Raw genomic sequence first — 26,731 nt, 5'->3', positions numbered from 1 at the left:
TCACGCCTCCTTGGCGAGCAGTTCGTCGAGCTTGGCGTAGCCCTCGGTGAGGCCGGTGTTCATCCCGCTCGCCAGCATGCCGTCGCGGGTTTCGAAGTCCTGCACCACACTCAGCACCCGCAGCCGGGTGCGGCCGCCCGGGAGTTCTTCGAGGGTCAGCGTTTCCAGGGCGACGCCGTCGGGCTCGCCGTCGTAGGTGAACGTCCACACGATCCGCTCGTTCGGCCGCACGTCGTGGAAACTGCCGTGGAAGGCGGCGATCTCTTCGCCGTTGCGGTCGTTGGCGAACGCCCACGCGCCGCCGACCCGCGCGTCCCACCGGGTGATCCGCGTGGTGACCGAGTGCGGCCCGATCCACTGCGCGTAGAGCTCCGGGTCGACGTGGGCGCGGAACACGAGCTCGGGCGGGGCGTCGAACTCCCGCACGATCCGGATCGTCGGGACCCGCCCGTCGGCCTGGATCTCGGTTTCGCGCTTCGTCATGGTCATGATGCGTCCTCGCGGGCTCGGGCCGGGTCGCCGGCCATCCGGCCCAGCAGGGAATCGAGGCGCCGGTAGCGTTCCTCGGCCTGCCGCCGGTACCGGTCGATCCACTTGGTCATCAGGTCGAACACCTCGGCGTCCAGGTGCACCGGCCGGCGCTGCGCGTCCTTGCTGCGCGTCACCAGGCCGGCCTCTTCGAGCACCTTCACGTGCTTGGAGACCGCCTGGAGGCTCATGTCGTAGGGCTCCGCCAGCTCGCCGACGGTCGCGTCCGCACCGGCCAGCCGGGCCACCAGGTCGCGCCGGGTCGGATCGGCCAGGGCCGCGAACACCCGGTTGAGCCGTTCGGTGCCTTCGTCCACCTGTCTTCTCAACTCCTCGGTTGAGCACGACGCTAGAGCCCGGCGCGGTCGTTGTCAACCGAGGAGTTGAGAAGCGGGCGGGGGTGCCGCGACCGGCACCCCCGCCCGTGCTTTCAGAAGCTGTCCGGAGTGCTGATGCGGCTCCGGACCAGTGCGCCGGACGCGGTCAGCGTGCCGGTGCCGTAATCGGTGCCCGCGCAGGTGCCGGGGCGCAACGCGGCGCTGCTTTCGTCCGCGTCGGAGTACGTCCAGTTCGCGTAGCTGATCTTGAGCTGGTCGAGCAGGTCGAGCCAGGTGGTGGTGCTCGCCTGGTCGAGCGTGCCGCCGCCGGTGGCGGTCACCGTGCCGAACTCCGTGACGAACAACGGCAGCTTCGCGGCCGCCCGGCTCACCGCGGCGCGGTAGTTGTCCTTGTGGCTGGCGGCGTAGAAGTGGAACGTGTACATGATGTTCGTGGCGTTGACCGGGTTGGTGACGATCTCGGTCTCGTTCGACCCGTCGGAGACGCCGAGGGACGACCAGCCGCGGGTGCCGACGATCACCACGGCGTCCGGGTCGGCGGCGCGGATCACCGGGATGACCTGCTCGGCGTAGCTCTTGATGCCGGCCCAGCTGACGCCGTTGGGTTCGTTGGCGATTTCGTAGATCACGTTCTTGCGGGCCGCGTTGCGCGCGGCCACCGCGGCGAAGAACGTCTTGGCGCGGTCGAGGTTGTAGTTGGGGTCGCCGGGCGTGAGGGTGTGGAAGTCGACCACCGCGTACATGCCGCGTTCCTCGGCCTCGCCGACCAGCGTGTTGACCCGGTCGGTGAACCAGGCCGGATTGGTCTCGTACCCCTTTTCCTGCACGTACATGGCGATGCGGAGCAGATCGGCGTGCCAGTCGCCGGCCAGCGCGTCCAGCGACCGGTCGTTGTAGCAGCTGTCGAACCACTGCAGGCCGTGGGTGCTCATGCCGCGTAGCTGGATCGCCCGGTTCGCCTCGTTGCACAGGTGGACGCCGCAGACGTGCAGCTGCCCGTTCGCCGCCAGCGGCGTGCTCCCGGGGGACGGCGTGGTGGGGGTCGTGGTGGGCGTGCTCGGCGTCGTCGTCACCGGGCCGGTGGACCCGGTGCAGGTGACGCCGTTGAGCGTGAACGCCGCCGGCACCGGGTTCGCGCCGGTCGTGGTGCCGGTGAAGCCGAGGTCGGTGGCGCTGCCGGTGGCCAGCGTGCGGTTCCAGTCGGCGTTGGCGGCCGTCGCGGTCGCGCCGGACTGCGACCAGGTGGCGTTCCAGCCCTGGGCCACCTTCTGGCCGCTGTCGGGGAAGGTGAACTGCAGCGACCAGCCGGTGATCGCGTCGCCCAGGTTGGTGACCTTCACCCCGGCCTGGAACCCGCCCTGCCACTGGTTGATGATCGTGTAGTCGACCCGGCAGCCCTGCGCCGCGGCCGAAGCCGTCGGCATCAGCAGCAGGCAAGTCGAGCCGAGAACCGTCGCGCCGGCGGCCGCCAGCGCAGCGATGGAGCGCTTCATCGAACTCCCTATGGTCTGAGTTTCGAATGTTTCACCAGGCTGGGAGCGCTCCCAGCCATGAGAACATCCGGCGTGGGGGTCCGTCAAGGGCGGCCGGTCAGCCGAGCCGCGGCAGTTCGCCGCGCGGCCCGGTACCGAGCGGCGACCACGCCGGCGAGCTGTCGGAGGTGGTGCCGACCAGGCGTCCCGGACCGATGCTCACCTCGCCGGTCGGTCCGGACGCCACCTGGTTCAGGCTGGTGGACAGGTCGGCTTCGACGCCGCCGGGCAGTTTCAGCCGGACCAGGAAGGGGAGGAAGAAGCCCAGCCACAACGTGATCAGCAGGCCACCGGCCACCGCGATGATCATCGCGCTGCCGGCGAGGCTGTTGCGGGTGATGGCCAGACTCTGCTCGGCGAGCGTCATCACCCGCCGCGCCTCGATGTGCTCGGGATCGTGGTGCAGGGCGCGCCGGCGGTAGAACGGCCGCGCCTGGGCTTCCGGCCCGCTTTCCCCGGCCTTGTAGGCCGCGACGCCGGCGACGTAGTGCGGGAACCCGGCGCGTTCATCGGCGTAGCGGACTACACCGGGCGAGGTGCCCACCGGCGGCTGGAGAGCCGGATCGTGACGAAGTGGTGCGCGGTGCGCTGCACCTTCCGCAGGGCCGGCGCCGACCGGCCGTACGAGGAGCCCACGTCCGGCAGCGAGGTGTTTTCATTGCTGCGCACCAGCCCCTTGCGGCCGGCGCGAACCGCATCACGGCTCCCGGTTGACCGAGCTGATCCCGTCCTGCAGCCGCTCCCGGACCCCCGACAGCGAATCACGCGCCGCAGGAGCCGGTGCTGTGGCCGGCTGGCCCGCCGGGCCCGGGACCGGGAACACCTGGTGCTCGCCGGGCAGGGGGACGCCGGGGCAGATGGTGGCCGGCGGGCGGGGGCTGCCGAGGAAGTAGGCGTTCACCAGCTTGTCCACACAGGAATTGCCGCTGACGGCGTACTGGCCGTGGAACGGGGAATCCGCCACCGAGATCATCGGGATCCCGGCCGCGCGCGCCGCCGCCTCCGCCTGTTCGTAGCCGGTCTGCGGGTCGAATTCGCCCTGGACCACCAGGATGTTCTTCGCCGCGCGTGACGACAGCGTCGGCAGGGGGTGCTGGGGCGGGTCGGACCAGAAGCCGCACGCTTCGCTGAGGCCGTACGCCCAGCCGAACAGCGGGTAGGCCGGCCCCTGCAGGTCGCTGAGCAGCTTGTACCAGCTCGCCGTCCGCGTCGGCTGGTCGCCGCACGCCACCGCCAGCCGCGTTCCCGGGACGTCGGCGTAGTCGGGCTCCGGCGGGTCCTCCGCGACGTCTTCGGCCGTCAGCCGGTCCGCCGGGCGGCCGAAGACGGCCCGGGACGCCCGGTCGAGGTCGTTCCGCAGCGCGGCGGGCGCCGGCGACGGCGTGGTCTTGCCGTCGAGCGCCGCCGCGCCCTTGGTGAGGATCAGGGCGCCGGTCATCCACTGCCGGGTGCTGCCGTTGCCGACGAAGACCGAGTCGAAGACGTCGGGCGGCACGCCCTTGGTCTTGAAGAACTTCCGCAGCTGCTCCCACTTGGCCCGGACCTCCGTGGCGGTCTTGCCGAGCTGGTCCGGGAACCGCCGCGCCAGCCACGGCGCGTAGACGCGGTCGAACTGGCGCTGGTCGATCTTCGGGAACGCTTCGAACGCGGCCTGGAGGCGGCCTTCGAAGTTGACGCTGGAGTCGAGGACCATCCGGCCGGTGTGCTCGGGGAACAGCGACGCGTACTTCGCGCCGAGCCAGGTGCCGTAGGAGAAACCGAGGTAGTTCAGCTTCTCGTCGCCCAGCAGCGAGCGGATCAGGTCCATGTCGTGCGTGGTCTGCCAGGTGGTGACGAACGGCGCGAGCGCGTCGCTCTGGCACGCCTCGGCCAGGACGCGCGGGGTCCGCTGGTGCACGCTGATGCTCTGCGCCGAGCGGTCGCGGGCGTCGAGGTCGTCGTCGTCCTGCGGCAGCCGCCCGAGCGGCACGCGGCAGACGTACCCCTTGTCTTCGCCGCCTTCCTGGCCGGTCCCGCGGGGGTCCATGCCGATGACGTCGTAGTGCTCGTTCAGCCCCGGCTCCAGGCCGGCCAGCGCGCCCGCCAGCGAGGTGCCCTGGCCGCCGGGCCCGCCCGGGTTCACCAGGATCGCGCCTTGGCGGGTCCCGGTGGCCGCCGCGCGGCTGATCGACACCTTCAGGTCGGTGCCCGCGGACGGCGCCGCCCAGTCCCGCGGCACGGTGATCCGCGCGCACTGCGCGGCCCGGGCGTGTCCGCCCTGCTTGAAGGGACAGGCACCCCAGGCGACCTGCTGGCCCCGGTAGGGCGCGAGCGGGTCGGGCGTGGTCGCGGCGGCGGGCGCCGTGGCCGCCACCAGGACCGAGACGGCCACCGCCAGCCCTGCTCGGGACGTTCGCACCGCAGTTTTCCTTCCTCGCGCACCGGCCGGGCGAAATCCAATCACGCCCGGTGGGGGCACGGCAGCGAAAAGTCGCGGCTCGCCGCCCGGATTCCCTCGATCCGGTGAACGCGGCGGCGCAGGTCAGGTGCGGTACGGGCCGTGGTTGCCGAGATCGGGCGCCACCCGCGGGTGCGGGCCCTCCTGGCCGGGGACCGGGGTGACGGCGGGCCGCCACGCCGGGTCGGTCGACGCCGGCTCGACGATCACCTCGGTGGCCGGCCGGACGTAGGTCTCGGTCATCCGCGGCTCGTTCTCCCGGTCCTGGAAGTGCTCTTCGACGAGCCGGTCCTGCCGGCGGCGGGAGAGCACGGCCAGCGTCAGCACGTGGGCCACGGCCATCAGCAGCAGGAAGACGCCGAGCCGCCCGACGAGCGCGGCCGTCGAGCCCGACCACTGCGGGCCGACGACCGAGAGCAGCGCGAGCACGCCGAACGAGACGAGGTGGAAGACGGTCACCACCATCCAGGCCATCGACCCGGTGCCCTCCGCGCCGTCCGGCCCGCTCAGGTACCGCCGGCCGCCGCGGTAGAGGACCTGGCCGTCCGCCACCACGAACACCAGTCCGATGATCAGGAACCCCGTGAGGTCGTTGTCGGGCATGCGTCTCCTCCTCGTTTCCGGCGGAGTACCCGGCCCGGCCGGGCCCGGGCAGTGATTCACCGGAACGAGCGAACGACCAGCTCACACCCGGGAATCATTCCCGGCCGCCGGACGCTGGAGGGGACGTGAAGAAGATTGGCTTCCTGTCGTTCGGCCACTGGTCGCCGGGCGCGCACTCCGGGACGAGGTCGGCCGCCGACTTCCTGCACCAGTCGATCGACCTGGCGGTCGCCGCCGAGGAGCTCGGCGTGGACGGCGCCTACTTCCGCGTGCACCACTTCGCGCGCCAGGCGGCCGGCCCGTTCCCGCTGCTTTCGGCGATCGGCGCCCGTACGTCGAAGATCGAAATCGGCACCGGCGTGATCGACATGCGCTACGAGAACCCGCTGTACATGATCGAGGACGCGGGCGCGGCCGACCTGATCTCGGGCGGCCGGCTCCAGCTCGGCATCAGCCGGGGATCCCCCGAGCAGGTGATCGACGGCTGGCGGTACTTCGGGTACGCCCCCGGCGAGGGCGAGACGGACGCCGACATGGCCCGTCAGCACACCGAGGTGTTCCTCAAGCTCCTCGAAGGCGACGGCTTCGCGCAGCCGAACCCGCGGCCGATGTTCGCCAACCCGCCGGGCCTGCTGCGCCTCGAGCCGCACTCCGAGGGCCTGCGCGACCGCATCTGGTGGGGCTCCGGTTCGAACGCGACGAGCGTCTGGGCGGCGAAGCTGGGCATGAACCTGCAGAGCTCGACGCTCAAGGACGACGAGACGGGCGAGCCGCTGCACGTCCAGCAGCGCAAGCAGATCGAGGCCTATCGCGAGGCGTGGACCGAAGCCGGCCACGAGCGGGAGCCGCGGGTGTCGGTGAGCCGCAGCATCTTCGCCCTGACCAACGAGCAGGACCGCGCCTACTTCGGCCGCGACCGCCACTCGCGCGACCAGGTCGGCATGATCGACGAGAACACGCGCGCGATCTTCGGCCGCTCCTACGCCGGGGAACCCGACGAGCTCGTGCGGCAGCTCAAGGAGGACGAGGCGATCCAGGCCGCGGACACCCTGCTGCTCACCATCCCGAACCAGCTCGGCGTCGACTACAACGCGCACGTGCTGGAGAGCATCCTCACCCACGTGGCCCCGGAGCTGGGCTGGCGCTGAGGAACGGCGGCCCGGTGGCGGCCGGGCCGCTCGTCAGCCGTGGGAGACGTTCAGGCCGTAGAACGCGACCCGCGCGCCCTTCGTCGTGCTGCTCGAAGAGGACTGGTTGTACGAGCCCGCCTTGAAGTACTGCTTGTACGCCTTGAACGACGACGGGATGCCGTAGTGCGTGGTGCTGCCGTTGACCGTGAGGTCGATGGTGTTCCCGCCGGAGATGCCGATCGTGTACGTCCACGTCTTGCCGACCGAGACGTGCCCGACGGTGTGCGCCGTCTGCCCGCCGTCGGGGGAGTTCTCGGTGCCCAGCACGATGTCGCCGCCGGCCCGGTAGTACAGCTCCAGCAGCGGTTTCGTCGACGAGCCGCCGGTGCCGAGGTGCACCTGGCCGACGCACACGTTCGACGTCACCGAGACCACGCGCAGGGTCGCGCTCAGCTTGTGCGACCCGCTCAGCGACCAGTTCGCGGCGGAGCCGTCGCGGTTCATCTCGCGCAGCTCCGACCGCGCGTAGTTCGAATTCGGCGTGGTGACGCCCTTCTCCGGCGCCCAGAAGGTCATCGCGCCGTCGCGGGTGTCGGTGTAGAAGTAGCTGTCCTGGAAGCCGTTGGCCCCCTGCAGCCGGGACGACGAGATGGTCGTCGGGCTGCCCGGTGAGCCGACCGGTTCCTGCAGCTGCCAGACGGAGAGGTCGAAGTTGCCGCCCGGAGCCACGGCCGGGTTCGCCGCCAGTGCGGGGAACGCGGTCGCCGCGGCCAGGGCCGGGACCGCCAAGAGGACGAGCAAAGCACGAACACGCGTCATCGGGTGTCCTTTCACGGTAAATGGTCTGGACAACCCGGCGGCGTGGAACTCACGGTAGGTCGGCCTTCACCCCTTGTCAAGATCGCCGGACACGCGAAACGGGCCCGGCCGGAAATCGGCCGGGCCCGTCTGCGGTGGTGACTCAGGCGAGGTCGAAGCGGTCGAGCTCCATGACCTTCGTCCACGCGGCGACGAAGTCCGCGACGAACTTTTCGCGGGCGTCGTCGCTGGCGTAGACCTCGGCCAGCGCCCGCAGCTGCGAGTTCGACCCGAAGACGAGGTCGACCGCGGTGGCGGTCCACTTGACCTCGTCGGTCGTGACGTCGCGGATCTCGTAGACGTTCTCCGCCGACTCCGACGCCTTCCACTTGGTGCCCGGCGCGAGCAGGTTGGCGAAGAAATCGTTGGTGAGCACGCCCGGCTTGTCGGTGAGGACGCCGTGCGCGGCACCGCCGTGGTTGGTGCCGAGCGAGCGCAGGCCGCCGACGAGAACCGTCATCTCCGGCGCGGAGAGGCCGAGCATGTAGGCACGCTCGAGGAGCAGCGTCTCCGGCTGCAGCTTCTCGCCGGAACGCAGGTAGTTGCGGAACCCGTCGGCGCGCGGCTCCATCACCTTGAAAGAGTCGACGTCGGTCTGCTCCTGCGAGGCGTCGGTGCGGCCCGGGTGGAACGGCACGGTCGTCTCGACGCCGGCGTCGCGCGCCGCCTTCTCGACGGCGGCCGAGCCGGCCAGCACGATCAGGTCGGCCAGCGAGATCTTCGCGCCGCCGGCCTCGTTGAACTCGCGCTGGACGCCCTCGAGGACCTCCAGGACCTTGCCGAGCTGCTCGGGCTGGTTGACCTCCCAGTTGCGCTGCGGCTCGAGCCGGATCCGGGCGCCGTTCGCGCCACCGCGCTTGTCGGTGGAGCGGAAGCTGGCGGCCGACGCCCACGCCGTGGAAACCAGTTCCGCGACGCTGAGCCCCGAGTCGAGAACCTTCGCCTTGAGGGCGGCGATGTCGGCGTCACCGACGAGGTCGCCCTCGACGGCCGGCACCGGGTCCTGCCACAGCTGCGGCTCGGCGACCCACGGGCCGAGGAAGCGGCTGACCGGGCCCATGTCGCGGTGCAGCAGCTTGTACCAGGCCTTGGCGAAGGCCAGCGCGAACTCGTCCGGGTTCTCCAGGAACCGGCGCGAGATCGGGCCGTAGACCGGGTCGAAGCGCAGCGACAGGTCCGTCGTGAGCATCGTCGGCTTGTGCTTCTTGTCCGGGTCGAACGGGTCCGGGATGATCTCCGGGGCGTCCTTGGCGACGTACTGCTTGGCGCCGCCGGGGCTCGTGGTGAGCTCCCACTCGTAGCCGAAGAGGATCTCGAAGAAGCGGTTGCTCCACTCGGTCGGCTTGTCGGTCCACGTCACCTCGAGGCCACTGGTGATCGTGTCCGCGCCCTTGCCGCTGCCGTGGGTGCTCAGCCAGCCGAGGCCCTGCGTCTCGAGGTTCGCGCCCTCCGGCTCCGGGCCCACGTGGTCGTCGGCGATGCCGGCGCCGTGGGTCTTGCCGAAGGTGTGGCCGCCGGCGATGAGGGCGACGGTCTCCTCGTCGTTCATCGCCATCCGGCCGAAGGTCTCGCGGATGAAGTGCGCCGCGGCCTCGAAGTCCGCGCTGCCGCGGGGACCTTCGGGGTTGACGTAGATGAGGCCCATCTCGGTCGCGCCGACCTCGGGCGCCATCTCCGAGTCGCTGACGTAGCGCTCGTCGCCCAGCCAGTCGTCCTCCGGGCCCCAGATGATCTCCTCGGGCTCCCAGACGTCGACGCGGCCGAACCCGAAGCCGAAGGTCTTGAAGCCCATCGACTCCAGGGCGACGTTGCCGGCGAGCACGAGCAGGTCGGCCCAGGAGATCTTCTGGCCGTACTTCTGCTTGACCGGCCACAGCAGGCGGCGCGCCTTGTCGAGGTTGGCGTTGTCGGGCCAGCTGTTGAGCGGGGCGAAGCGCTGGTTGCCGTCCCCGGCGCCGCCGCGGCCGTCGTGGATGCGGTAGGTGCCCGCGGCGTGCCAGCTCATCCGGATCATCAGGCCGCCGTAGTGGCCGAAGTCGGCGGGCCACCAGTCCTGCGAGGTGGTGAGCACCTCGGTGATGTCGCGCTTGAGCGCGTCGACGTCGAGCTTCGCGAATTCCTTGGCGTAGCTGAACTTTTCGCCCAGCGGGTTGCCCTTGGGAGAGTGCGCGTGCAGCACCGACAGGTCGAGCTGGTTGGGCCACCAGTCCTTGTTCGTGCGCGGACGTCCGCCCGTCTTCGGCTCCGGCGAGTCGATGGCCGGGTTTTCGCTCTCGCTGCCGTGCGAGGTCACCGAGTCGTGCGCGACCGGGCAACCGGCCGCCGCCTTCTTGTCCACGCCCTGCGCGCTGGACGGGTTGTCCTGGGTGGAGCTCATTTACTTCCTTCCGGGAGCGGCGAATCTTTTCGGGGACGGTCGGCCGCGCAGTCGGGGCAGGTGCCCCAGTAGACGACCTCCGCCTGGTCGATCACGAAACCGTGGTCGTCCGAAGCGGTGAGACAGGGGGTGTGGCCGACGGCGCAGTCGACGTCGGCTATCGCCCCGCACGAACGGCACACGACGTGGTGGTGGTTGTCACCCACCCGGGCTTCGTAGCGGGCGTTCGCACCGGCCGGCTGGATGCGCCGGACGAGCCCGGTGTCGGTGAGGGCCCGCAGCACGTCGTAGATCGTCTGGTGCGACACCGTCGGTTGCTCGGCGCGCACCAGGTCGATCACCGTTTCGGTGTCGACGTGGGGATGGTCCCGCAGCGCGGCCAGCACGGCCAGCCGGGGCCGCGTGACCCGCAGCGAGACCGCCCGCAACTGCGCTTCGAAGTCTGACATCACCACCGACCCTAGGATCTTTTCTGGAATGGGTCAAGTTTTGGCGTCCATCCGTGTGGCCCAGCCGGGGTTCACGCTGAGTCAGCGGCACGGGTTAGAGTCCCGGGCATGCCGGACACGCAGTACGAAGACCTCCTCCACCACGTCCTCGACACGGGCGCCCGCAAGGGCGACCGTACCGGCACCGGCACGAGGTCGATCTTCGGGCACCAGCTGCGGTACCGCCTGTCCGAGGGTTTTCCCCTGATCACCACGAAGAAAGTCCACTTCCGTTCGATCGCCTACGAGCTGCTGTGGTTCCTGCGCGGCGACGCGAACGTCTCGTGGCTGCAGGAGCACGGCGTCACGATCTGGGACGAGTGGGCGGCGGCCGACGGCGACCTGGGTCCCGTGTACGGCGTGCAGTGGCGCTCGTGGCCGACCCCGGACGGCGGACACGTCGACCAGATCGCCGAGGTCCTGCGCACGCTGCGTGAGAACCCGGACTCCCGGCGGATCATCGTGTCGGCGTGGAACGTCGCCGACATCCCGCGCATGGCGCTGCCGCCGTGCCACGCGTTCTTCCAGTTCTACGTCGCCGACGGCGAGCTGTCCTGCCAGCTGTACCAGCGCAGCGCGGACCTGTTCCTCGGCGTGCCGTTCAACATCGCCAGCTACGCGCTGCTCACGCACATGATCGCGGCGCAGGTCGGGCTCGGCGTCGGCGATTTCGTCTGGACCGGCGGGGACTGCCACATCTACGACAACCACGTCGAGCAGGTCCGCACGCAGCTGGCCCGCGACGCGCGGCCGTTCCCGGAGCTGGGGCTGAAGCCGGCCGACACCCTCTTCGACTACACCTACGAGCACTTCTCGCTCGAAGGCTACGACCCGCATCCGGGCATCAAGGCGCCGGTGGCGGTGTGATCGGCCTGGTCTGGGCGCAGGCGGCGAACGGCGTCATCGGGCGCGACGGTGTGCTGCCGTGGCACCTGCCGGAGGACCTCAAGCACTTCCGCGCGGTGACCTCGGGGTCGGCGGTGCTGATGGGCCGGCGGACGTGGGAGTCGCTGCCGCCGCGGTTCCGGCCGCTTCCGGGCCGGCGGAACCTGGTGCTGTCATCGGCGCCGCAGGAGGGCGTCGAGACGTTCGCCGACCTGCCTTCGGCGCTGGCCGCGGTGCCGGGGGACGTGTGGGTGATCGGCGGCGCGGCGGTGTACCGGGCGGCGCTGCCGTTCGCGGACCGGATCGTCGTCACCGAGCTGCAGGAAGCCTTCGAAGGGGACACCCACGCACCCGAGGTCGGCCGCCCGGCGGACTCCGTGGGGGAGTGGCTGGAGTCCTCGACCGGCCTGCACTACCGCATCCTGACCTGGGGCTGACGGCCCGGGCCGTTGCGCTCGCCGGGGTCGGCGCTATACGGTTGGCTTGAACTAGAACACGTTGCAGTTCTAGTGGCCGGTCGTACCGAGGAGCGAGTATGGCGAAAAGGGCGGCGCGCAGCGACGAGGCCGACTACGTCGTCGTCGGGTCGGGCAGCTCCGGGGCGGCGATCGCCGGGCGGCTGGCCCAGGCCGGGGCCAGCGTGATCGTCCTCGAAGCCGGGAAGAGCGACGAGCAGCTGCTCGTCAAGAAACCCGGGCTCGTCGGGCCGATGCACGCCGTCCCGCAGCTGAAGAAGCCGCTCGACTGGGGCTTCTACGGCGTGCCGCAGAAACACGTTCTCGATCGGCGGATGCCCGTGCCGCGCGGGCGGGTCGTCGGCGGCTCCAGCTCCATCAACGGCATGGTCTACGTCCGCGGCAACCGCGCCAACTTCGACTCCTGGGCCGCCGAGGGCAACACCGGCTGGGACGCCGACAGCGTCAACGCCGCCTACAAGCGCATGGAGGACTTCGAGGACGGCGAGAACGCCTTCCGCGGCGCCGGCGGCCCGATCCGGGTCACCCGCGCGAAGAACCCCCAGGAGGGCTCGCTGCAGTTCGTCGACGCCACCGCCGACGCGCTCGGCTGCAAGATCCTCGACGACTACAACGCCGAGTCCCAAGAGGGCGTCAGCCGGATGCAGCAGAACGCCGCCGACGGCCTGCGCTACAGCGCCTCGCGCGGCTACCTCCACCACCTCGCGTCCCCGGCGCTGCAGCTCCAGGACCGGGTCCTGGCCGAGAAGGTGCTCATCGAGAACGGCCGCGCCGTCGGCGTCGAAGTCCTCGACCGCGGCCGAAGGCGCACCGTCCGCGCCGGCAAGGAGGTCATCCTCTCCGCCGGCGTCATCGGCTCCGCGCAGCTGCTCATGCTGTCCGGCGTCGGCCACGCCGAGCACCTCGGGGAACACGGCATCGACGTCGTCGCCGACCTGCCCGTCGGCGACAACATGCACGACCACATGTTCCACGCCCTGACGTTCCACGTGTCCACCAGCAAGAACAAGGGCACGGCGCCGTACTTCGCCCGCGGGCTGGCCCGCGAGCTGCTCCGGCCCGGCACCACGTTCCTGGCGAACTCGGTCTTCGAGGCGGTCGCGTTCCTGCGGACCTCGCAGGCCGGGGCCGTCCCCGACCTGCAGCTGCACCTGCTGCCGTGGGCCTACGTCTCGCCCAACCAGGACGCGCCGATCCGGCACGACGTCGACAAGCGCCCCGCGCTCACCGTGCTGACCACCCTGATCTACCCGAAGAGCCGCGGCACGCTGCGGCTCGCGTCGGGCGATCCCGCCGCGGCGCCGCTCATCGACTTCCGGTACCTGTCCGACCCGGCCGACCTCGAGCTGCTCGGCGAGGGTTCGGAGATGGTGCGCGAGATCTTCGCGTCGAAGGCGTTCAAGGGCGCGGTGAAGGAAGAGATCCACCCGGGCGAGGACCTGAAAGGCCAGGCTTTGCGCGACGCGATCCTCAACCGGGCGACGTCGGTCTACCACGGGGTCGGCACTTGCCGGATGGGGGTCGACGAGCTCGCCGTCGTCGGCCCGGACCTGCGCGTGCGCGGGGTCGAGGGCCTGCGGGTCTGCGACGCCTCGATCATGCCGTCGATCACCGGCGGCAACACCAACGCGCCCTGCATCATGATCGGCGAAATGGGCGCCCAGCTCGTCCTCGGGAGCCGGTCATGACGCTCACGCCGCTCGGGCTCACCCGCCCCGCGTCGGTCACCGACGCGTTCCTGCAGCAGCTCGTGGCCCGGGTGCCCGGCTCGTCCGGCGAGACCTGGAAGCTCACCGAGGTCTACACCGGCGACGTGCTGGTCGAGCTGCCGCAGTCGACGGCCGGCGACATCGACCGGGCGTTCGCCGCCGCGCGCGAGGCGCAGCGGAAGTGGGTGGCCACGCCGCTCAAGCAGCGGCTGGCCGTGTTCAAGCGGGCGCACGCGCTGTTCGTCGAGCACGCCCGGACGATCGCCGACCTCATCCAGGTGGAGAGCGGCAAGAACCGCCGGATGGCGATCGAGGAGACGTGCGACCCGCCGATGGTGATGAGCCACTACCTGAAGCGGGCCGCGAAACTGCTGGCGCCGACCAAGCGCGGCGGACCGGTGCCGCTGCTGACGACGTCGACCGAGGTCCGGCTGCCCAAGGGGGTCGTCGGCATCATCGCGCCGTGGAACTTCCCGTTCGCCACCGGCGTTTCCGACGCGGTCCCGGCGCTGATGGCCGGCAACGCGGTGGTGCTGAAGCCGGACAACAAGACGGCGCTTTCGCCGCTCTACGGCGTCCGGCTGCTGGAACAGGCGGGCCTGCCGGAAGGGCTGTTCCAGGTGGTCTGCGGCGAGGGCCCGGACGTCGGGCCGCCGCTGATCGACCGCGCGGACTACGTGATGTTCACCGGTTCGACGGCGACCGGCCGGGTGATCGGCGAGCGCGCAGGCCGCAACCTGATCGGCTGCTGCCTCGAACTCGGCGGCAAGAACCCGATGATCGTGCTGGAAGATGCTTCCCTCGAGGAGGCCGTGCAGGGCGCCATCTTCGGGGCGTTCGGCAATACGGGCCAGATCTGCATGCACATCGAGCGGATCTACCTGCCGGCGTCCCGCTACGAGGAGTTCAAGACGGCGTTCGTGGCGGCGGCCTCGGCCCTCGACGTCCGCGCGGCGTACGACTTCGGCCCCGACATGGGCTCCCTGGTTTCGGTCGACCACATGCGCCGCGTCAAGTCCCATGTGGACGATGCCGTGGCGAAGGGCGCGACGGTCCTCTGCGGCGGCAAGCCCCGCCCCGACCTGGGCCCGGCGTTCTTCGAGCCGACGATCCTCGAGGGCGTCACCACGGACATGCTGTGCGGGGTCACCGAAACGTTCGGCCCGGTGGTGGCGCTGCACAAGTACCGCACGGTCGACGAAGCGGTGGCGCTGGCCAACGACACCGACTACGGCCTGAACGCGTCGGTCTGGAGCGGCGACGTCGCGGCGGGCTGCGCGCTGGCCGCGCGGATCGAGTCGGGCAACGTCAACGTCAACGACGTCCTGGCGACGGCCTACGCGGCCAAGGGAACTCCGTCCGGCGGGGTGAAGAACTCCGGCGTCGGGGCTCGCCACGGTGACCAGGGGCTGCTCAAGTACACCGACGTGCAGAACCTGGCGGTGCTGAAGAAGCAGGTCATGGGACCGCGGCCGGGGCAGGGGTACGACAAGTACGTCGAGAGCATGCTTTCCGGGCTGAAGCTGATGCGGAAGCTGCGGATCCGGTAGCGCTCAGCCGTCCACGAGCAGCCCTCGCAACGGCCCCTGCAGCCGGGCCGCGCGGCGCGACGCCCCCGGCAGCAGCACCAGCCGGTGGGTCCGCTGCTCGCCCCGGCGTTCCCGCTCGGCCTGCTCCTCGGCCAGCGGCCGCCAGAGGTTGTCCACGACGTCCGCCGGGTCGCGGTCCGCCAGTTCCGCCACCGGGTGCCCGAGGTGTTCGGCCCACAGCCGCAGCCGGGCGGTCCGGGCCACCTCCGGGTCGTCGGTCACCAGGTTGACCTCGGTGTCGTTGAAGAGCGAGTGCTCGTTGAGGTTCGCCGAGCCCACGGTCAGCCACTCGTCGTCCACGATGCCGAGCTTCGCGTGGACGTACACCGGGGCCGACTCGTCGCCGTCGTGCGCGCTGATCGTCGCGGCCAGGAGGCGGTGGGCACCGTCGTCGGCGTCGAGCAGCCGGCCCAGCTGGCCGCGGGTGGTGTCCGAGCCGTTGCTGGGCTTGCGCGGCAGCAGCAGGACCACGCGGAACTCGTCGCACGGCGGGTTGCGCAGTTTGTCCAGCAGCACCTCGGCGATCTCCGGCGACCACAGGAACTGGTTCTCCAGGTAGACCAGCCGCCGCGCCGACCTCAGCGCGCGCAGGTAGCCGTCGAGGACGGTGAACTCGCCCTTCGGCTGGAAGTCGTAGGTGTTGTTCGGGACGGTTTTCTGCAGCTGGACGCGGCTGGTGCCCGCCGGCTCCGGCACCGCCGGTTCGGGCAGGGCCTCGCCGGCCACCTCGGTCCAGCGCCGCCGGAAGTGCACGGCGACGTCGGCAACGGAGGGCCCTTCGACCCGGGCCATCAGATCGTGCCACCCGATCGACCGCGGCGGGTGCTCCGGGCTGTCGTGCCGGTCGCCTTCGAGCGCGGTGAAGTCCACGCCGCCGACGAAGGCCACGGCGTCGTCGACCACGACGAGCTTCTCGTGGTGGCAGTGCATGGTCCGCTCACGGGCGTCCAGCACACAGCGCACGCCGGTGCCCTCGGTGAACTTCCGCTGTTCGGACCGGGCCAGCTTCCGCGAGGGCTGGAAGGCGGGGAACGGCGGCCCGGCCCACAGCAGAACCCGGACCTCGACCCCCCGCCCGGCGGCCTCGGCGAGCAGTTCGCGCAGGGTGGGCGACCCGGGTTCCCGCGTCAGCCGGAAGTCGGCACTGGCGTGCCAGTTCGCGAGGTGAATGTGCGATTTCGCCCCCCGGACGGCCTCGGCTACGGCGGGCAGCGACTCCTCGCCGTCGATCAGCACCTCGACGCGGTTGCCGTCCCGGACGGGAGCCCGGCCGCCGAGCCGGTCCTGAGCGCCACCGGGGTCGAGCACGTCACCCCAGCCGAGCCCGCGCAGCCGCCGCCGGTGGTGGGCGCACAGGACGCTCTCGAGCCCGTCACCGAGCCGCTCGTCCACCTTGTCCACGAAAGACTGAAAGGTCTTCACCCGTCTCATATCACTACAGATCGGCGCGGTTCGCCGCGCAGTGACGCTCCGCAACGGCGTGTGTCGTAACAGTGGAGATGCTCTGACTCCGTCAGAGGTCGAGCACCAGCCGCGGTGAGCACGCCCGTGACACACAGAGCATCATGACCTCGCTCTCCAGCCGCTCCTCCGCTGTCAGCACCGAATCCCGATGATCCGGCTCCCCGCCGAGCACTCCCGTCTCGCACGTCCCGCATGTCCCCTCGCGGCACGACGACAGCACCTGCACCCCCGCCTCCTCGACCACCTCCAGGATCGAGCGGTCCGGCGGCACCGGCAGCACCCGTCCCGATCCGGCCAGTTCCACCTCGAACGCCGTCCGGGGGCCCTCGTCCGGCGCCGCGGTGAAGCGCTCGACGTGCAGGTCGGGCGGCCCCAGCGCCTCCACCGCCGCCAGCAGCGGTTCCGGGCCGCAGCAGTACACCGCCGTTCCCGGCCCCGCCGCGGCCAGGATCGCCGGGAGGTCCAGCAGGCCGTGTTCGTCCTGGGGCCGGACCACGACGCGCTCGCCGTGGCCGGCCAGGTCGGCGGTGAACGCCATCGATGACGAAGTCCGGCCGCCGTAGACCAGCCTCCAGTCGCGGCCCGAGCGGGCGACGCTCTCGAGCATCGGCAGGATCGGTGTGATGCCGATGCCGCCCGCCACGAACAGGTACCGCTCGGCCTCCACCAAAGCGAAGTGGTTGCGCGGTCCGTCGACCGAGACGCGGTCCCCGGGCCGCAGCGAGTCGTGCACGTACGCCGATCCGCCACGGCCCTCGGGCTCGCGCAGCACCGCCACCCGGTACGCCGACGCGTCCGCCGGGTCGCCGCACAGCGAGTACTGGCGCACGAAGCCGGGCAGCACCAGGTCGATGTGCGCCCCCGGCTCCCACGACGGCAGCGGCCCGCCGTCCGGGGCGCGCAGCGTCAGGCGGACGACGCCGTCGGCCAGTTTCTCCTTGCGGTCCACCAGGAGTTCGAGCGTCATCAGTGTCCTTCGGGGTGGGCGAGCAGCCAGTCCCACAGCTGCACGGGGTCTTCGAACTCGCGCTCGGCGCCGCAGTGGCAGACCGCGCGCAGGCGATCCGTGCCGAGCACCCAGTGGATCCGGTTGACGCGGTCGCCGGTCAGCATCGGCCCGGTCACGACGCCGCCAGGCGCTGCAGCATCCGGCGGGCCGCCAGGCCGCCCGTGTCGATGTTGACCGACAGCTCCTGGTAGCCGTCCGGTTCGGTGGCGATCACCCGCTCGAGGACGTCGAGGGCTTCCACGTCCTGCAGCACCACCGTACGGTTGTTCTCCGCGAGGAACGCCGACACGCCTTCGTCGTCGAGGGCGAAGTCGCGGGCCACCGCCCAGAAGTCGTGCGTGGAGTGCTCGGTTTCCGGCGTGATCGCGTACACGACCTCGACGTGGAAGGCGTCCGGGTCGCTGCCGTCCGGGTTCGGCACGGAGCCGACCGGCGCGATGCGGCTGTGCAGCTTGTACAGGCACGGCGGCGTGTACTCGATGTCCTGCCAGCGCGTGATGCGCCCCTCCAGGCCGGTCGACTTGGCGTAGAACGGCGGGCAGGCCGCGTCGGCCATGTGCCGCGAGACGTAGACGACGCCGGCGTCCTCGTCGACCTCGGTGGTGATCGGCGTTTCGGCGACCTCCGGGGTGCCGATGTAGCCGCCGTGCAGGTACGTCTCGTGGGACAGGTCCAGCAGGTTGTCCACCAGCAGCGAGTACCGCGCCTTGAGCGGTTCCCTCCCGCAGACCGTCGTGTAGCCCGGCGAGTCGAGCCAGGGCGCCCGGGGGATCGCGGCCGCGTCGGCCTTCGCCGGGTCGCCGATGAACACCCAGACGAAGGAGTCCTGCTCCACCAGCGGGTAGCGCGTCAGCCGCGCGGTCCGCGGCACCCGGGTCTGCCCGGGCACGGCCACGCACTTGCCGTCCACGCCGTAGGTGAAGCCGTGGTAGCCGCACACGACCTGGTCGTCGACGAGCCGCGAAGGCGCCTGCGACAACGGGAACCGCCGGTGCACGCACCGGTCGGCCATCGCGGTGACGCTCCCGTCGCGGGTCCGCCAGAACAGGATCGGCTCGCCGCAGATGGTGCGGCCGAACAGTTCGGTGCCGATCTCGGCGCCGTAGGCGGCGACGTACCACTGGTCGCGGGGAATGGCGCTCATCGAGGTCGTCCTTTCGTGGTGGGCCGGGTCACAGCCTGCGGGACCGGCCCGGACGCCACGAAGGGCTATTTCATAAGACGGAAAGCGCGCGGGAAATCGCGCGGGCGCTGGTCATGACGAGCGGAGCGAGCGCGTGCGGGGCCGCGCTCCCGTACCGCACGACCAGCGACACGGCCGCGACGACCTGGCCGCGCGCGTCGTGGATCGGCGCCCCGACCGACAGCGCGTCGAGGGTCACCTGCCGCTCGCTGATCGAAAACCCGTGCGTCCGGACGTCGGCCAGCATGTGCCGCAGCCGGTCCGGGTCGGTCACCGTCTCGCTCGTGTACCGGTCGATCGGGCGGCCCAGGACGTCCTCCTGCACGTCGGCGGGGGCGTGGGCGAGCAGGACGAGCCCGACGCCGGTGGCGGTCAGGGCGAACCGGCCGCCGACGCGGGTCAGCACCGGCACCGCGCCGGTCCCGGCGATCCGCTCGATGTACACGACCTCGGTGCCTTCGCGCACGGCGAGCTGGACGTTCTCCCGGGTGATCTGCGAGAGGTCCTCCAGGAACGGCAGGGCGAGTTCCCGCAGGCCCAGGCCCCGCGGCGCGAGCGAGCCGAGCTCCCACAGCCGCAGCCCGACGCGGTAGACGCCGTCCTCGTCCCGCTCCAGTGCGCCCCACGCGCAGAACTCGCGCAGCAGCCGGTGCGCGGTCGCGGCCGGCAGCCCGGCCCGGCGGGCGACCTCGCTCAGCCGCAGCGCCGGCCGGTCCGGCGAGAACACCTCCAGGACCCGCAGCGCGCGGCCCAGTACCGGCCCGGTGGCGCCGGGAACGCGACCTCGGTGCGGCACGGCGGCCTCCGGCGGGGTGCGGCTCAGGCGTCCACGATGCCCCGCGCGGCCCGGCGCGCGGCGGCGGCGTCACGGCGTTCCTCGAACCGGGACGCCTGCGTGTCCAGGCCCTTGATGAAGGTCGCGAGTTCCTCCCGCGCGGCTTCGCCGGCCGCGCCGAGGCCGGTCAGGTCGAACACCTTCCAGTACCGCAGCAGCGGCTGGACGACGTCGTCGTGGTGGATGCGCAGGTCGTAGATGCCGGCCTTGGCCATCAGCGCCGCCTTGCGCTGGAAGCTCGGGATGACCGCGCCCGGCATCGCGAAGTTCAGGACTTCGTCGGTGATCGCGCGCATCATCGCGTCCGGCGAGATCTCCAGCGCGGCCTTGACCAGGTTGCGGTAGAAGACCATGTGCAGGTTCTCGTCCGTGGACACCCGGGCCAGCAGCTTCTCGGCCAGGGGGTCCTGGGTGTAGCGGCCGGTGTTGCGGTGCGAGAGCCGGGTGGCCAGCTCCTGGAACGAGACGTACGCGCAGACGTTGAGCAGCGGCTTGTCGCCGGTGTCGTAGCCGGCCTGCATGGTTTCCATCCGCATCCGCTCCAGCTCGACCGGGTCGACGGCGCGGGTGACCAGCAGGTAGTCGCGGATGCAGATGCCGTGGCGGCCCTCCTCGGCCGTCCACCGGTGCACCCAGGTGCCCCACGCGCCGTCGCGGCCGAACGCGCGCTCGATCTCGCGGTGGTAGCTGGGCAGGTTGTCCTCGGTCAGCAGGTTGACTTCGAGGGCCGTCCGGGCGATCGGGCTCACCCGGGACTGCTCCGGGTCCCACGCCTCCCCGCCGAGGTCGGCGAAGTCGCGCCCCTGGCTCCAGGGGACGAACTCGTGCGGCATCCACTCCTGGGCGGCGGCGAGGTGGCGGTTGAGGTTCTCTTCGACCGTGCCTTCCAGTTCGTGCAGCAGGCGGGTGGTTTCGGGGACCGGCATCGGGCAACGTCCTTCCGTACCTACGCGACCGTAACTTACGGTGCCGTAGGAAACGACAACGGACGCGGCTACCGGGAGGTTCCCCTCAACGCGTGAACTCGAACACGTAATCTTTCAGGATCGGCCCGAAGAAGCTCATCGAGGTGACGCGGACCACCGCCCGCCCGGGCACGCTGTGCGCCTGGGAAAGCACTTCGCACCTTGCCGCCGGATCGGCCGGCGCCACCTTCGTGATTCTCGGCGACGACCCGGCCGCCACCGGGACGGTGGCCGACGCCGCCCCGGCGTCGAAGCCGCCGAGCAGCCGGCCGCCCACCACGATCTTGATCGACAACGGCCCGGCGGTGGGGATGGCCCGGCCGTTGAAGCCCTGCCAGTACTGCACGCAGGTGTCGCGCCAGCTGCCCGCGTCGGTCTCGTGGGCGGCGAGCTTGGCCTTCACCTCGGCGAAGCGCCGGGCGTCGACGTGCGGTTCGAGCGCGTCCCACGCCCGCCGCATCCAGGAGACGTAGTGGACGCCGGTCTGGTAGCGGTACACCAGTTCGTCCCAGAAGATCCGGCCGTTGTGCAGCCGCCGGTCCCACGGCACGTGGTGGAACCACATCAGCAGGTTCTCGGGCGTCGTCCCGATATCGGCGTACCGGGCCGCGAGCACCGGGAAGTACTGCGCGGTGAAGCCGCTGCCGGTGGGGGAGCGGTCGTAGCCGAGCCCGGCGGCATCGGCCTTGTTGTAGTACACCGGGCTCCAGTCGTCCCGCGCCAGCCGTTCGGCCGGGTTGGGGCCGTAGTGGTCGCTGGACCGGAACTGGTGCGCGACGCCGAGCGGGGTCTGGTAGCTGACCAGCGCTTCCCGCGAGCCCAGCATCATCGCCACGATCGTCCGGACGACGAAGTCGCGGTTGCCCCAGGTCAGCCGGACCCAGTCCTCGGCGATGCCCGCGGCGTCCAGCGTCCAGTCCCAGGCCAGCCGGCCGAAGGCGTACAGGTTCGCCTGCGCGAAGTGGTGCCCGGTCAGGTTGTCGGCGTTGCCGAAGTTGGCCACCCCGACGATGGCGCTGTCCGGGTGGCCCTGGGCGGTGCCGTCCACCACGTGACCCACCAGGCGGTGCGGCAGCAGCCGGCCGTCCGGGCCGGTGGCGTACGTGTCGGACTTCAGGACCTCTTCCCACAGCGGGCCGAGGTAGCAGAGCATCGTGTTCTGGCCGGTGTACTCCTGGGTCACCTGCAGCTCGATGGCCTGGTTCGTGTGCTCCAGCCGGCCGAAGAGCGGGTTGGCCGGCTCCCGGGCCTGGTAGTCGAGCGGGCCGTTCTTGGTCTGCAGGAAGACGTTCTTCGCGAACCGGCCGATCGTGCCGTCGGGCTGGCGCTCTTCGTCGATGGGCCCGAACTCGAGGTAGGCGCGCTTGAGCCGGTCGGCGTCGACGTCGGCGTTGTAGACGAAGGTGCGCCAGAAGATCCGCATCCCGAGCGGCGCCACCGCCGCCGCCATCCCGTTGGCGCCGTCACCGTGATCGTAGCCCAGGTCCTGCGGGCCCGGCTGGCCCTCGGAGTTGGCTTTGACGGTGAAGCCCATGAAGTCCGGGATGGCCGCCTGCAGCTGACGCGCCCGGCGGGTCCACCAGTCCCGGAACACCGCGCTGTAGGGGTCCAGCTGCTCCCTGGTGAGGGTGTCGGGCGCGAACCGGGCGTCCGTCGGGGCCGCGTAGTTGATGGAGACGGCCAGCTTGATCCCGTACGGGCGCAGCGCGTCCGCCAGCGCGGCTTCCTGCTCGATCGCGGCCGGGGTGAGGTAGAAGCTGTTCGCGTTGACGTTGTTGATCGTGATGCCGTTGATGCCCAGGGAAGCCATCGCCCGCGCGGCCACGAGGTACCGGTCGAGGATCACCGGCAGGTTCAGCGCGGCGGCCGCGCCGGTGGCGGTGAAGTCGAAGATCGCCCCGTTCTCGCCGTCGAGCCCGCCGGTGCCCGCGGGGTTGTTCCCGGCGTAGAGGCGTTCGGTCTCCCAGTAGTTCAGGTACCGGTGGTTGATCCGCGGAACCGAAGAAAGTTTCAGGTCGGTGATGGGGTGCCCGGCCTGGAGCCGCCGGAGGAACGCGAACGTCCCGTACAGCGCGGCGACATCGGTGTTGCCGGCGATCACGATCGACCGGTGCCCGTCCCGGGACAGCGACCGGATGAGGTAGCCGTCGGCGCCGAGCGGCGCGAGGTCGTGCGCGGGAACGAGCCGGTGCACCAACGGCGAGCTGTCCGGAGTGCCCACGACTACCGCGCGGTCGGGGTACCCGTTCCGCACCGGCACGGGCCGGCCCAGCAACCCGCCGAGGCCGCGGGCGAGTTCGTCCCGCGCCACCGCCAGAGTGCTCTCCACCAGGTGTTCGGTGGAACCGGGAGCCATGCTCAGGTTCGCCGTGTGGCGGTGCACCTTCGTCCGGTCGGCGTTCTCCACGACGATCGCGCCGAGGGCGGCCCGGTACCGGGCGAGGAGGCCGCCGTCGGCGACCCGCTCGTAGCGCAGCCACAGGTCCGAGCCGTCATAGCCGCCCGGGAAAGCCGGCGCCGGCGGGCTCGCGTGCGCCGTGGTGGCGCCGAGCACCGAGGTGGTCAGGACGGCTCCGCCGCCGATCAGGAATGCGCGCCGCCGCAGCCCGTTCTCGTCGCTGAGAGACAAGGTTCCCCCACGTGATCGCCGGGTATCCGGTTCGGTTCCCGCACTATCGCGGGCCGGGTTCCGGGCTGTCAAGAATTGGCGATATACCGGGAAATCCCGAAAGTTTCGGCGTGTCGGGACAACGTGCTCCGGCCCCGAAGATCGGCCGTGCCAGACTTCGCGGCGATGCTCACCCCAGCCGATCTCGCCGACCTGCTCGAATGCGAGCACCGCAGCATCCTCGCCCAGGCGCTGGCCGCCGGTCTGCCGGGAGCGCCGCGGCCCGCACCGGGCGGCGCCGCCGAGGTCGACGTCGAAGACCTCGCACTCGCCGCGAAGGCGACCGAGGAAGCGCTGCGGTCCGGCGTCCCGGTGATCGGCCGGGCGGTCTTCCTCGACGGCCGGTTCTCGGCGCAGGCGGACCTCCTGGTCCAGGACGGCGAAGGCCGTTACGAGGTCCACGACGAGCAGCCGGTCCGGCAGGTGACGCCCGCGGCGGTGGTCCGGCTGACCGCGTGCGCGGACGCGGTGGGGCGCGCCGGCTGGCCCGTGGGGCCGCACCTGCACCTCCGGCTCACCGACGGCGGCACCCGGACGCTGCGCGTCGAAGACTTCCGGCCGCTGGTGGACCGCCTGCGGGCCCGGCTGGCCGGACGGCCGCCGCGGCTGCCGGTCCCGCTGTGGGCCGACGAACGCCCCGCCTGCGCCGGCTGCGGGTTCGCGCAGCACTGCGCGTCGGCCCGGGAAGCCGACCGGGACCTCTCGCTGGTCGCCGGGATGCGCGCCGACCAGCGCCGCAAGCTGGTCGACGCCGGGCTGGGCTCGATCGACGCGCTCGCCGCGGCCGGGCCGGCCGACCGGCCGCGGGACCTGTCCGTGACGTCGTTCGCGGCGCTGCGCGCCCAGGCCGCGTTGCAGGTCCGGCAGGACGCCACCGGCGAGGTCGCCTACGAGGTCGTCGATCCCGGCGCGCTGGCCGCGCTGCCGCCCCCGGCACCGGGCGACGTGTTCGCCGACCTCGCCGGCGACCCGCACGCCCTCGCGGGCGAGGGCCTGGAGTACCTGTTCGGCGCGGTCGGCGACCGGGAGTTCACGGCGTTCTGGGCGCACAGCCGGGCCCAGGAGCGGCGCGCGTTCGAGGAGTTCGTCGACTTCGCCGCGGCGCGGGTCGCCGAGCACCCGGGCTCGCACGTGTACCACTACGCGCCGTACGAGGTCACCGCGATCAAGCGGCTCGCGGCGGTGCACGGCACCCGCGAGGAGACCGTCGACCACCTGCTGCGCAGCGGCGCCGTCGTGGACCTGCACGCGGTCGTGCGCAAGGCGCTGCGGGTGTCGCAGCGGTCGTACTCGATCCGGCACCTCGAGCCGCTCTACCAGCCGGGCGCCCGCACGAAGACCGCCGTGTCCGACGTCGACGCGTACGAGGAGTACCTGGCGCTCGCGCAGTCCGGGGAGCCGGAACGCGCCGACGAGGTGCTGCGCCGCATCGGCGAGAACACCGAGGACGACTGCGTCTCCGCGCAGCGGCTGTTCGAGTTCCTGCACCGAGTCCGCGCCGAAGCGGGGATCGACGTGCCGGAGCCGGCCGAGGAGTCCGCCGAGGACGCGCTGCTGCGCGCGGCCGAGGAGGACGTCGCCGCCGAGCGGCGCGCCGAACGGGCCGCGCACCTGGCCGCCCTCGTCGACCCGCTGCTGGACGGGCTGCCGGACGACCCGGGCGCCTTCACCGGCGAGGAGCGGGCCCGCGCGCTGCTCGCGGCGTCCGTCGGCTACCACCGCCGGGAGACGAACCCGGCGTGGTGGGAGTACTTCCGCCAGCTGGCCGCGCCGCTCGGCGACCTCGAGGTGGACACCGCCTGCGCCGTGCCGGTCTCGCTGGAAGCGGGGGAGTGGGTGCCGCCCGCCGGGCGGGTGCGTACCGCGAAGCGGACGTTGCAGCTGGCGTGCGACCCCGACCGGCCGCACCCGTTCGCCCCGGGCGACGACGTGCGGCTGCGCTACGGCGACACCGCCCGAGACGCGAAGGTCGTCGCCGCGTCGGCCGTGGAGCTGACCCTGGAGGAGAGCAGCCCGCCGGACGCGACCACGAACGACCGGCCGACGGCGGTGCTGCCCGGCAGCCCGGTCCGGCCCTCACCCAAGGACGACGCGGTCGCCGACCTCGCCCGCCTGGTCGTCGACGCGCTCCCGGAGCTGCCGCGCCACCCCGGCGTCGACCTGCTCCGCCGGACCCCGCCGCGGCTGCGCGGCGGCGCGGCGCTGCCGGAACCGGGGCCGGACCTGGTCGCGACGGTGATCGAGGCGGTCGACGAGCTCGACGGCTCGACCCTGGCCGTGCAGGGCCCGCCGGGCGCGGGCAAGACGTACCTGGCCGGGAAGCTGATCGCGCACCTCGTGCGGGCCGGGCGGACGGTCGCGGTGACGTCCACGAGCCACAAGGCCGTGGAGAACGTGCTGAGCGCGGCCAAGAAGAGCGCGCCGGACCTGCCGTGCGCCAAGCGCGCGAAGAGGACGCCGGACCCGGCGGCGCCGTGGGAGCAGCCGAAGAGCAACCCGGCCCTGGTGAAGTGGCGCGAGGAGCACGACACCGGGCACCTGGTGGGCGGGACGGCGTGGACGTTCGCCAACGCGGCGGTCCGCGAAGAGCCGTTCGACCTGCTGATCATCGACGAGGCGGGCCAGTTCGCCCTGGCCGACGCGCTGGCGGTGTCGATGTGCGCGAAGAACCTGCTGCTGCTGGGCGACCCGCAGCAGCTGCCGCAGGTGGTGCAGGGCACCCACCCGGCGGGCGCGGAGGCGTCGGCGCTGGGGCACCTGATCGGCGAGGCCGCCATCATGCCCGCGGAGCTGGGCTACTTCCTCGACGAGACCCGGCGCATGCACCCGGCGGTGTGCGAGCCGGTGTCGAACCTGTCCTACGCCGGACGCCTGCACGCACACGCCTCCGCCGCCGGCCGGTCCCTGGCCGGTGTCGCGGCGGGGCTGTATCTGTCCGAAGTGGACCACTGTGGTAACACGACCCGCTCGGTGGAGGAAGCGGCCGAGGTCGTGCGCATAGTGTCCGAAGTGCACGGTCGCATGTGGACCGACCACGGCCCGCCCCGCCCCTTGGCCGACGCGGACATCGTGGTGGTGGCGCCGTACAACTTGCAGGCCAGGACGGTGACCCGCGCCCTGGAGGAGGCCGGCTTCCCGGGCGTCCGGGTGGGCACGGTCGACCGGTTCCAGGGCCAGGAGGCCCCGGTGGTGATCACCACGATGACGTCGTCGTCAGCGGTGGACCTGCCGCGCGGGCTGGATTTCCTGTTGTCCCGCAACCGCCTCAACGTGGCGTTGTCCCGCGCCCAGGCGCTGGCGGTGCTGGTGTGCTCGCCACGCCTGGTGGAGGCGGACATCCGCACGGTGGACCAGATGCGCCTGGTCGCGGGCACGATCGGCCTGATGACGGCGGCCTCCCCCTGGCCGGCGGGTCAGCCGGGCGGTTCGACCTCACCGGCGTCGTCGTCGACGTCCTGAGAGCCGGGCTTTTCCTTGTGGGTCTCGGGGACGGGGATGTCGAGGTCGAGCTCGGGGGTGCCGGGTGGGGCCGGGACGTCGGGGGTGAGCGGGGTCTGCTCGGATTCGGTCATGGCTGAGGGTTACCCCGGGAGCGGGTGACCAAAGCGCGGGGTGGCCGAGGCGCTCGGTGGATGGGGGTGGCGGCGGCGGTCGGCG

Annotated in this window: 24 protein-coding genes; 6 read left to right on the top strand and 18 right to left on the bottom strand. The window is 71.6% G+C overall.

Annotated features, from left to right (window positions below):
* From C2L59_RS38525 to C2L59_RS38500, 7 genes are all read right to left on the bottom strand, one after another.
* Complete coding sequence (locus tag C2L59_RS38525) at nucleotides 1-489, bottom strand: SRPBCC family protein (protein ID WP_103354519.1); 489 nt, start codon at nucleotides 487-489, stop codon at nucleotides 1-3.
* Nucleotides 486-845 carry a helix-turn-helix transcriptional regulator gene (locus C2L59_RS38520; protein ID WP_103354518.1) on the bottom strand — a complete coding sequence of 120 codons (360 nt, stop codon included), beginning with the start codon at nucleotides 843-845 and terminating at the stop codon, nucleotides 486-488. Before C2L59_RS38520 ends, C2L59_RS38525 begins: the two co-directional genes overlap by 4 nt.
* A gap of 113 nt (nucleotides 846-958) precedes the next feature.
* Nucleotides 959-2,359 carry a cellulase family glycosylhydrolase gene (locus tag C2L59_RS38515; RefSeq protein ID WP_103354517.1) on the bottom strand — a complete coding sequence of 467 codons (1,401 nt, stop codon included), beginning with the start codon at nucleotides 2,357-2,359 and terminating at the stop codon, nucleotides 959-961.
* Between the two features lie 97 nt (nucleotides 2,360-2,456).
* Nucleotides 2,457-2,942 carry a hypothetical protein gene (locus C2L59_RS38510; RefSeq protein WP_103354516.1) on the bottom strand — a complete coding sequence of 162 codons (486 nt, stop codon included), beginning with the start codon at nucleotides 2,940-2,942 and terminating at the stop codon, nucleotides 2,457-2,459.
* On the bottom strand, nucleotides 2,921-3,067 hold the full coding sequence (locus C2L59_RS47625; protein WP_158263135.1) for a hypothetical protein: 147 nt from the start codon (nucleotides 3,065-3,067) through the stop codon (nucleotides 2,921-2,923). The genes C2L59_RS38510 and C2L59_RS47625 overlap by 22 nt, the downstream gene beginning before the upstream one ends.
* A 28-nt stretch (nucleotides 3,068-3,095) precedes the next feature.
* The gene (locus C2L59_RS38505) at nucleotides 3,096-4,769 is read right to left on the bottom strand and encodes an alpha/beta fold hydrolase (RefSeq protein WP_103354515.1); all 1,674 of its coding nucleotides are present in this window, start codon (nucleotides 4,767-4,769) and stop codon (nucleotides 3,096-3,098) included.
* A gap of 150 nt (nucleotides 4,770-4,919) precedes the next feature.
* Nucleotides 4,920-5,438, bottom strand: coding sequence for a hypothetical protein (locus C2L59_RS38500; protein ID WP_103354514.1), 519 nt, complete (start codon nucleotides 5,436-5,438; stop codon nucleotides 4,920-4,922).
* A 125-nt stretch (nucleotides 5,439-5,563) separates the two neighbouring features.
* Here C2L59_RS38500 and C2L59_RS38495 point away from each other — a divergent pair, with 125 nt between their 5' ends.
* Complete coding sequence (locus C2L59_RS38495) at nucleotides 5,564-6,586, top strand: LLM class flavin-dependent oxidoreductase (protein WP_103354513.1); 1,023 nt, start codon at nucleotides 5,564-5,566, stop codon at nucleotides 6,584-6,586.
* A 33-nt stretch (nucleotides 6,587-6,619) separates the two neighbouring features.
* On the opposite strand, the gene C2L59_RS38490 is transcribed toward C2L59_RS38495, so the two are convergent.
* The 3 genes from C2L59_RS38490 to C2L59_RS38480 form a co-directional block, all read right to left on the bottom strand.
* The gene (locus tag C2L59_RS38490; protein ID WP_103354512.1) at nucleotides 6,620-7,387 is read right to left on the bottom strand and encodes a polysaccharide lyase family 7 protein; all 768 of its coding nucleotides are present in this window, start codon (nucleotides 7,385-7,387) and stop codon (nucleotides 6,620-6,622) included.
* Between the two features lie 142 nt (nucleotides 7,388-7,529).
* The gene (gene katG / locus C2L59_RS38485) at nucleotides 7,530-9,803 is read right to left on the bottom strand and encodes a catalase/peroxidase HPI (protein ID WP_103354511.1); all 2,274 of its coding nucleotides are present in this window, start codon (nucleotides 9,801-9,803) and stop codon (nucleotides 7,530-7,532) included.
* Complete coding sequence (locus C2L59_RS38480; RefSeq protein ID WP_103354510.1) at nucleotides 9,800-10,252, bottom strand: Fur family transcriptional regulator; 453 nt, start codon at nucleotides 10,250-10,252, stop codon at nucleotides 9,800-9,802. Before C2L59_RS38480 ends, katG begins: the two co-directional genes overlap by 4 nt.
* 108 nt (nucleotides 10,253-10,360) lie before the next feature.
* Here C2L59_RS38480 and C2L59_RS38475 point away from each other — a divergent pair, with 108 nt between their 5' ends.
* From C2L59_RS38475 to C2L59_RS38460, 4 genes are all read left to right on the top strand, one after another.
* Nucleotides 10,361-11,158 carry a thymidylate synthase gene (locus C2L59_RS38475; RefSeq protein ID WP_103354509.1) on the top strand — a complete coding sequence of 266 codons (798 nt, stop codon included), beginning with the start codon at nucleotides 10,361-10,363 and terminating at the stop codon, nucleotides 11,156-11,158.
* The gene (locus tag C2L59_RS38470; RefSeq protein WP_103354508.1) at nucleotides 11,155-11,613 is read left to right on the top strand and encodes a dihydrofolate reductase; all 459 of its coding nucleotides are present in this window, start codon (nucleotides 11,155-11,157) and stop codon (nucleotides 11,611-11,613) included. Before C2L59_RS38475 ends, C2L59_RS38470 begins: the two co-directional genes overlap by 4 nt.
* Nucleotides 11,614-11,711: 98 nt before the next feature.
* Complete coding sequence (locus C2L59_RS38465) at nucleotides 11,712-13,340, top strand: GMC family oxidoreductase (protein ID WP_103354507.1); 1,629 nt, start codon at nucleotides 11,712-11,714, stop codon at nucleotides 13,338-13,340.
* Nucleotides 13,337-14,911: a succinic semialdehyde dehydrogenase gene (locus C2L59_RS38460; protein ID WP_103354506.1), complete on the top strand. Its 1,575-nt coding sequence runs from the start codon at nucleotides 13,337-13,339 to the stop codon at nucleotides 14,909-14,911. The genes C2L59_RS38465 and C2L59_RS38460 overlap by 4 nt, the downstream gene beginning before the upstream one ends.
* Nucleotides 14,912-14,914: 3 nt before the next feature.
* On the opposite strand, the gene C2L59_RS38455 is transcribed toward C2L59_RS38460, so the two are convergent.
* The 7 genes from C2L59_RS38455 to C2L59_RS38425 form a co-directional block, all read right to left on the bottom strand.
* A complete protein-coding gene (locus tag C2L59_RS38455; RefSeq protein ID WP_103354505.1) occupies nucleotides 14,915-16,372 on the bottom strand; it encodes a phosphatidylserine/phosphatidylglycerophosphate/cardiolipin synthase family protein in 1,458 nt (485 codons plus the stop codon).
* 91 nt (nucleotides 16,373-16,463) lie between these two features.
* Complete coding sequence (locus C2L59_RS38450) at nucleotides 16,464-17,381, bottom strand: PDR/VanB family oxidoreductase (RefSeq protein ID WP_103354504.1); 918 nt, start codon at nucleotides 17,379-17,381, stop codon at nucleotides 16,464-16,466.
* On the bottom strand, nucleotides 17,381-17,539 hold the full coding sequence (locus C2L59_RS38445; protein WP_103354503.1) for a hypothetical protein: 159 nt from the start codon (nucleotides 17,537-17,539) through the stop codon (nucleotides 17,381-17,383). The genes C2L59_RS38450 and C2L59_RS38445 overlap by 1 nt, the downstream gene beginning before the upstream one ends.
* Nucleotides 17,536-18,567, bottom strand: coding sequence for an aromatic ring-hydroxylating dioxygenase subunit alpha (locus tag C2L59_RS38440; RefSeq protein ID WP_103354502.1), 1,032 nt, complete (start codon nucleotides 18,565-18,567; stop codon nucleotides 17,536-17,538). Before C2L59_RS38440 ends, C2L59_RS38445 begins: the two co-directional genes overlap by 4 nt.
* Nucleotides 18,568-18,637: 70 nt before the next feature.
* Nucleotides 18,638-19,402, bottom strand: a complete 765-nt coding sequence (locus tag C2L59_RS38435; protein WP_199199489.1) for an IclR family transcriptional regulator — start codon at nucleotides 19,400-19,402, stop codon at nucleotides 18,638-18,640.
* Nucleotides 19,403-19,425: 23 nt separating this feature from the next.
* Nucleotides 19,426-20,367, bottom strand: coding sequence for an acyl-ACP desaturase (locus tag C2L59_RS38430; RefSeq protein WP_103354500.1), 942 nt, complete (start codon nucleotides 20,365-20,367; stop codon nucleotides 19,426-19,428).
* An 85-nt stretch (nucleotides 20,368-20,452) separates the two neighbouring features.
* Nucleotides 20,453-23,035, bottom strand: coding sequence for an alpha-glucuronidase family glycosyl hydrolase (locus C2L59_RS38425; RefSeq protein WP_103354499.1), 2,583 nt, complete (start codon nucleotides 23,033-23,035; stop codon nucleotides 20,453-20,455).
* A gap of 165 nt (nucleotides 23,036-23,200) precedes the next feature.
* Between C2L59_RS38425 and C2L59_RS38420 the strand changes: the two genes are divergently transcribed.
* The gene (locus tag C2L59_RS38420) at nucleotides 23,201-26,533 is read left to right on the top strand and encodes a TM0106 family RecB-like putative nuclease (RefSeq protein WP_103354498.1); all 3,333 of its coding nucleotides are present in this window, start codon (nucleotides 23,201-23,203) and stop codon (nucleotides 26,531-26,533) included.
* Here the strand turns inward: C2L59_RS38420 and C2L59_RS47620 are convergent.
* Complete coding sequence (locus C2L59_RS47620; protein WP_158263134.1) at nucleotides 26,488-26,646, bottom strand: hypothetical protein; 159 nt, start codon at nucleotides 26,644-26,646, stop codon at nucleotides 26,488-26,490. The genes C2L59_RS38420 and C2L59_RS47620 overlap by 46 nt on opposite strands.
* Between the last annotated feature and the right edge of the window lie 85 nt (nucleotides 26,647-26,731).

It is taken from the genome of Amycolatopsis sp. CA-128772 (genome assembly GCF_002904295.1).
GTDB lineage: Bacteria > Actinomycetota > Actinomycetes > Mycobacteriales > Pseudonocardiaceae > Amycolatopsis.
The sequence above is the reverse complement of the archived record's forward strand: the minus strand, read 5'-3'. Positions and strand labels throughout refer to the sequence as shown.

Excerpts from the sequence above, each read along its gene's own strand:
- C2L59_RS38440 (WP_103354502.1), bottom strand. The coding sequence starts at position 18,567 with ATGAGCGCCATTCCCCGCGACCAGTGGTACGTCGCCGCCTACGGCGCC.
- C2L59_RS38480 (WP_103354510.1), bottom strand. The coding sequence starts at position 10,252 with ATGTCAGACTTCGAAGCGCAGTTGCGGGCGGTCTCGCTGCGGGTCACG.
- C2L59_RS38460 (WP_103354506.1), top strand. The coding sequence starts at position 13,337 with ATGACGCTCACGCCGCTCGGGCTCACCCGCCCCGCGTCGGTCACCGAC.
- C2L59_RS38465 (WP_103354507.1), top strand. The coding sequence starts at position 11,712 with ATGGCGAAAAGGGCGGCGCGCAGCGACGAGGCCGACTACGTCGTCGTC.
- katG (WP_103354511.1), bottom strand. The coding sequence starts at position 9,803 with ATGAGCTCCACCCAGGACAACCCGTCCAGCGCGCAGGGCGTGGACAAG.
- C2L59_RS47620 (WP_158263134.1), bottom strand. The coding sequence starts at position 26,646 with ATGACCGAATCCGAGCAGACCCCGCTCACCCCCGACGTCCCGGCCCCA.
- C2L59_RS38450 (WP_103354504.1), bottom strand. The coding sequence starts at position 17,381 with ATGACGCTCGAACTCCTGGTGGACCGCAAGGAGAAACTGGCCGACGGC.
- C2L59_RS38430 (WP_103354500.1), bottom strand. The coding sequence starts at position 20,367 with ATGCCGGTCCCCGAAACCACCCGCCTGCTGCACGAACTGGAAGGCACG.
- C2L59_RS38525 (WP_103354519.1), bottom strand. The coding sequence starts at position 489 with ATGACCATGACGAAGCGCGAAACCGAGATCCAGGCCGACGGGCGGGTC.
- C2L59_RS38490 (WP_103354512.1), bottom strand. The coding sequence starts at position 7,387 with ATGACGCGTGTTCGTGCTTTGCTCGTCCTCTTGGCGGTCCCGGCCCTG.
- C2L59_RS38420 (WP_103354498.1), top strand. The coding sequence starts at position 23,201 with ATGCTCACCCCAGCCGATCTCGCCGACCTGCTCGAATGCGAGCACCGC.
- C2L59_RS38500 (WP_103354514.1), bottom strand. The coding sequence starts at position 5,438 with ATGCCCGACAACGACCTCACGGGGTTCCTGATCATCGGACTGGTGTTC.
- C2L59_RS38475 (WP_103354509.1), top strand. The coding sequence starts at position 10,361 with ATGCCGGACACGCAGTACGAAGACCTCCTCCACCACGTCCTCGACACG.
- C2L59_RS38515 (WP_103354517.1), bottom strand. The coding sequence starts at position 2,359 with ATGAAGCGCTCCATCGCTGCGCTGGCGGCCGCCGGCGCGACGGTTCTC.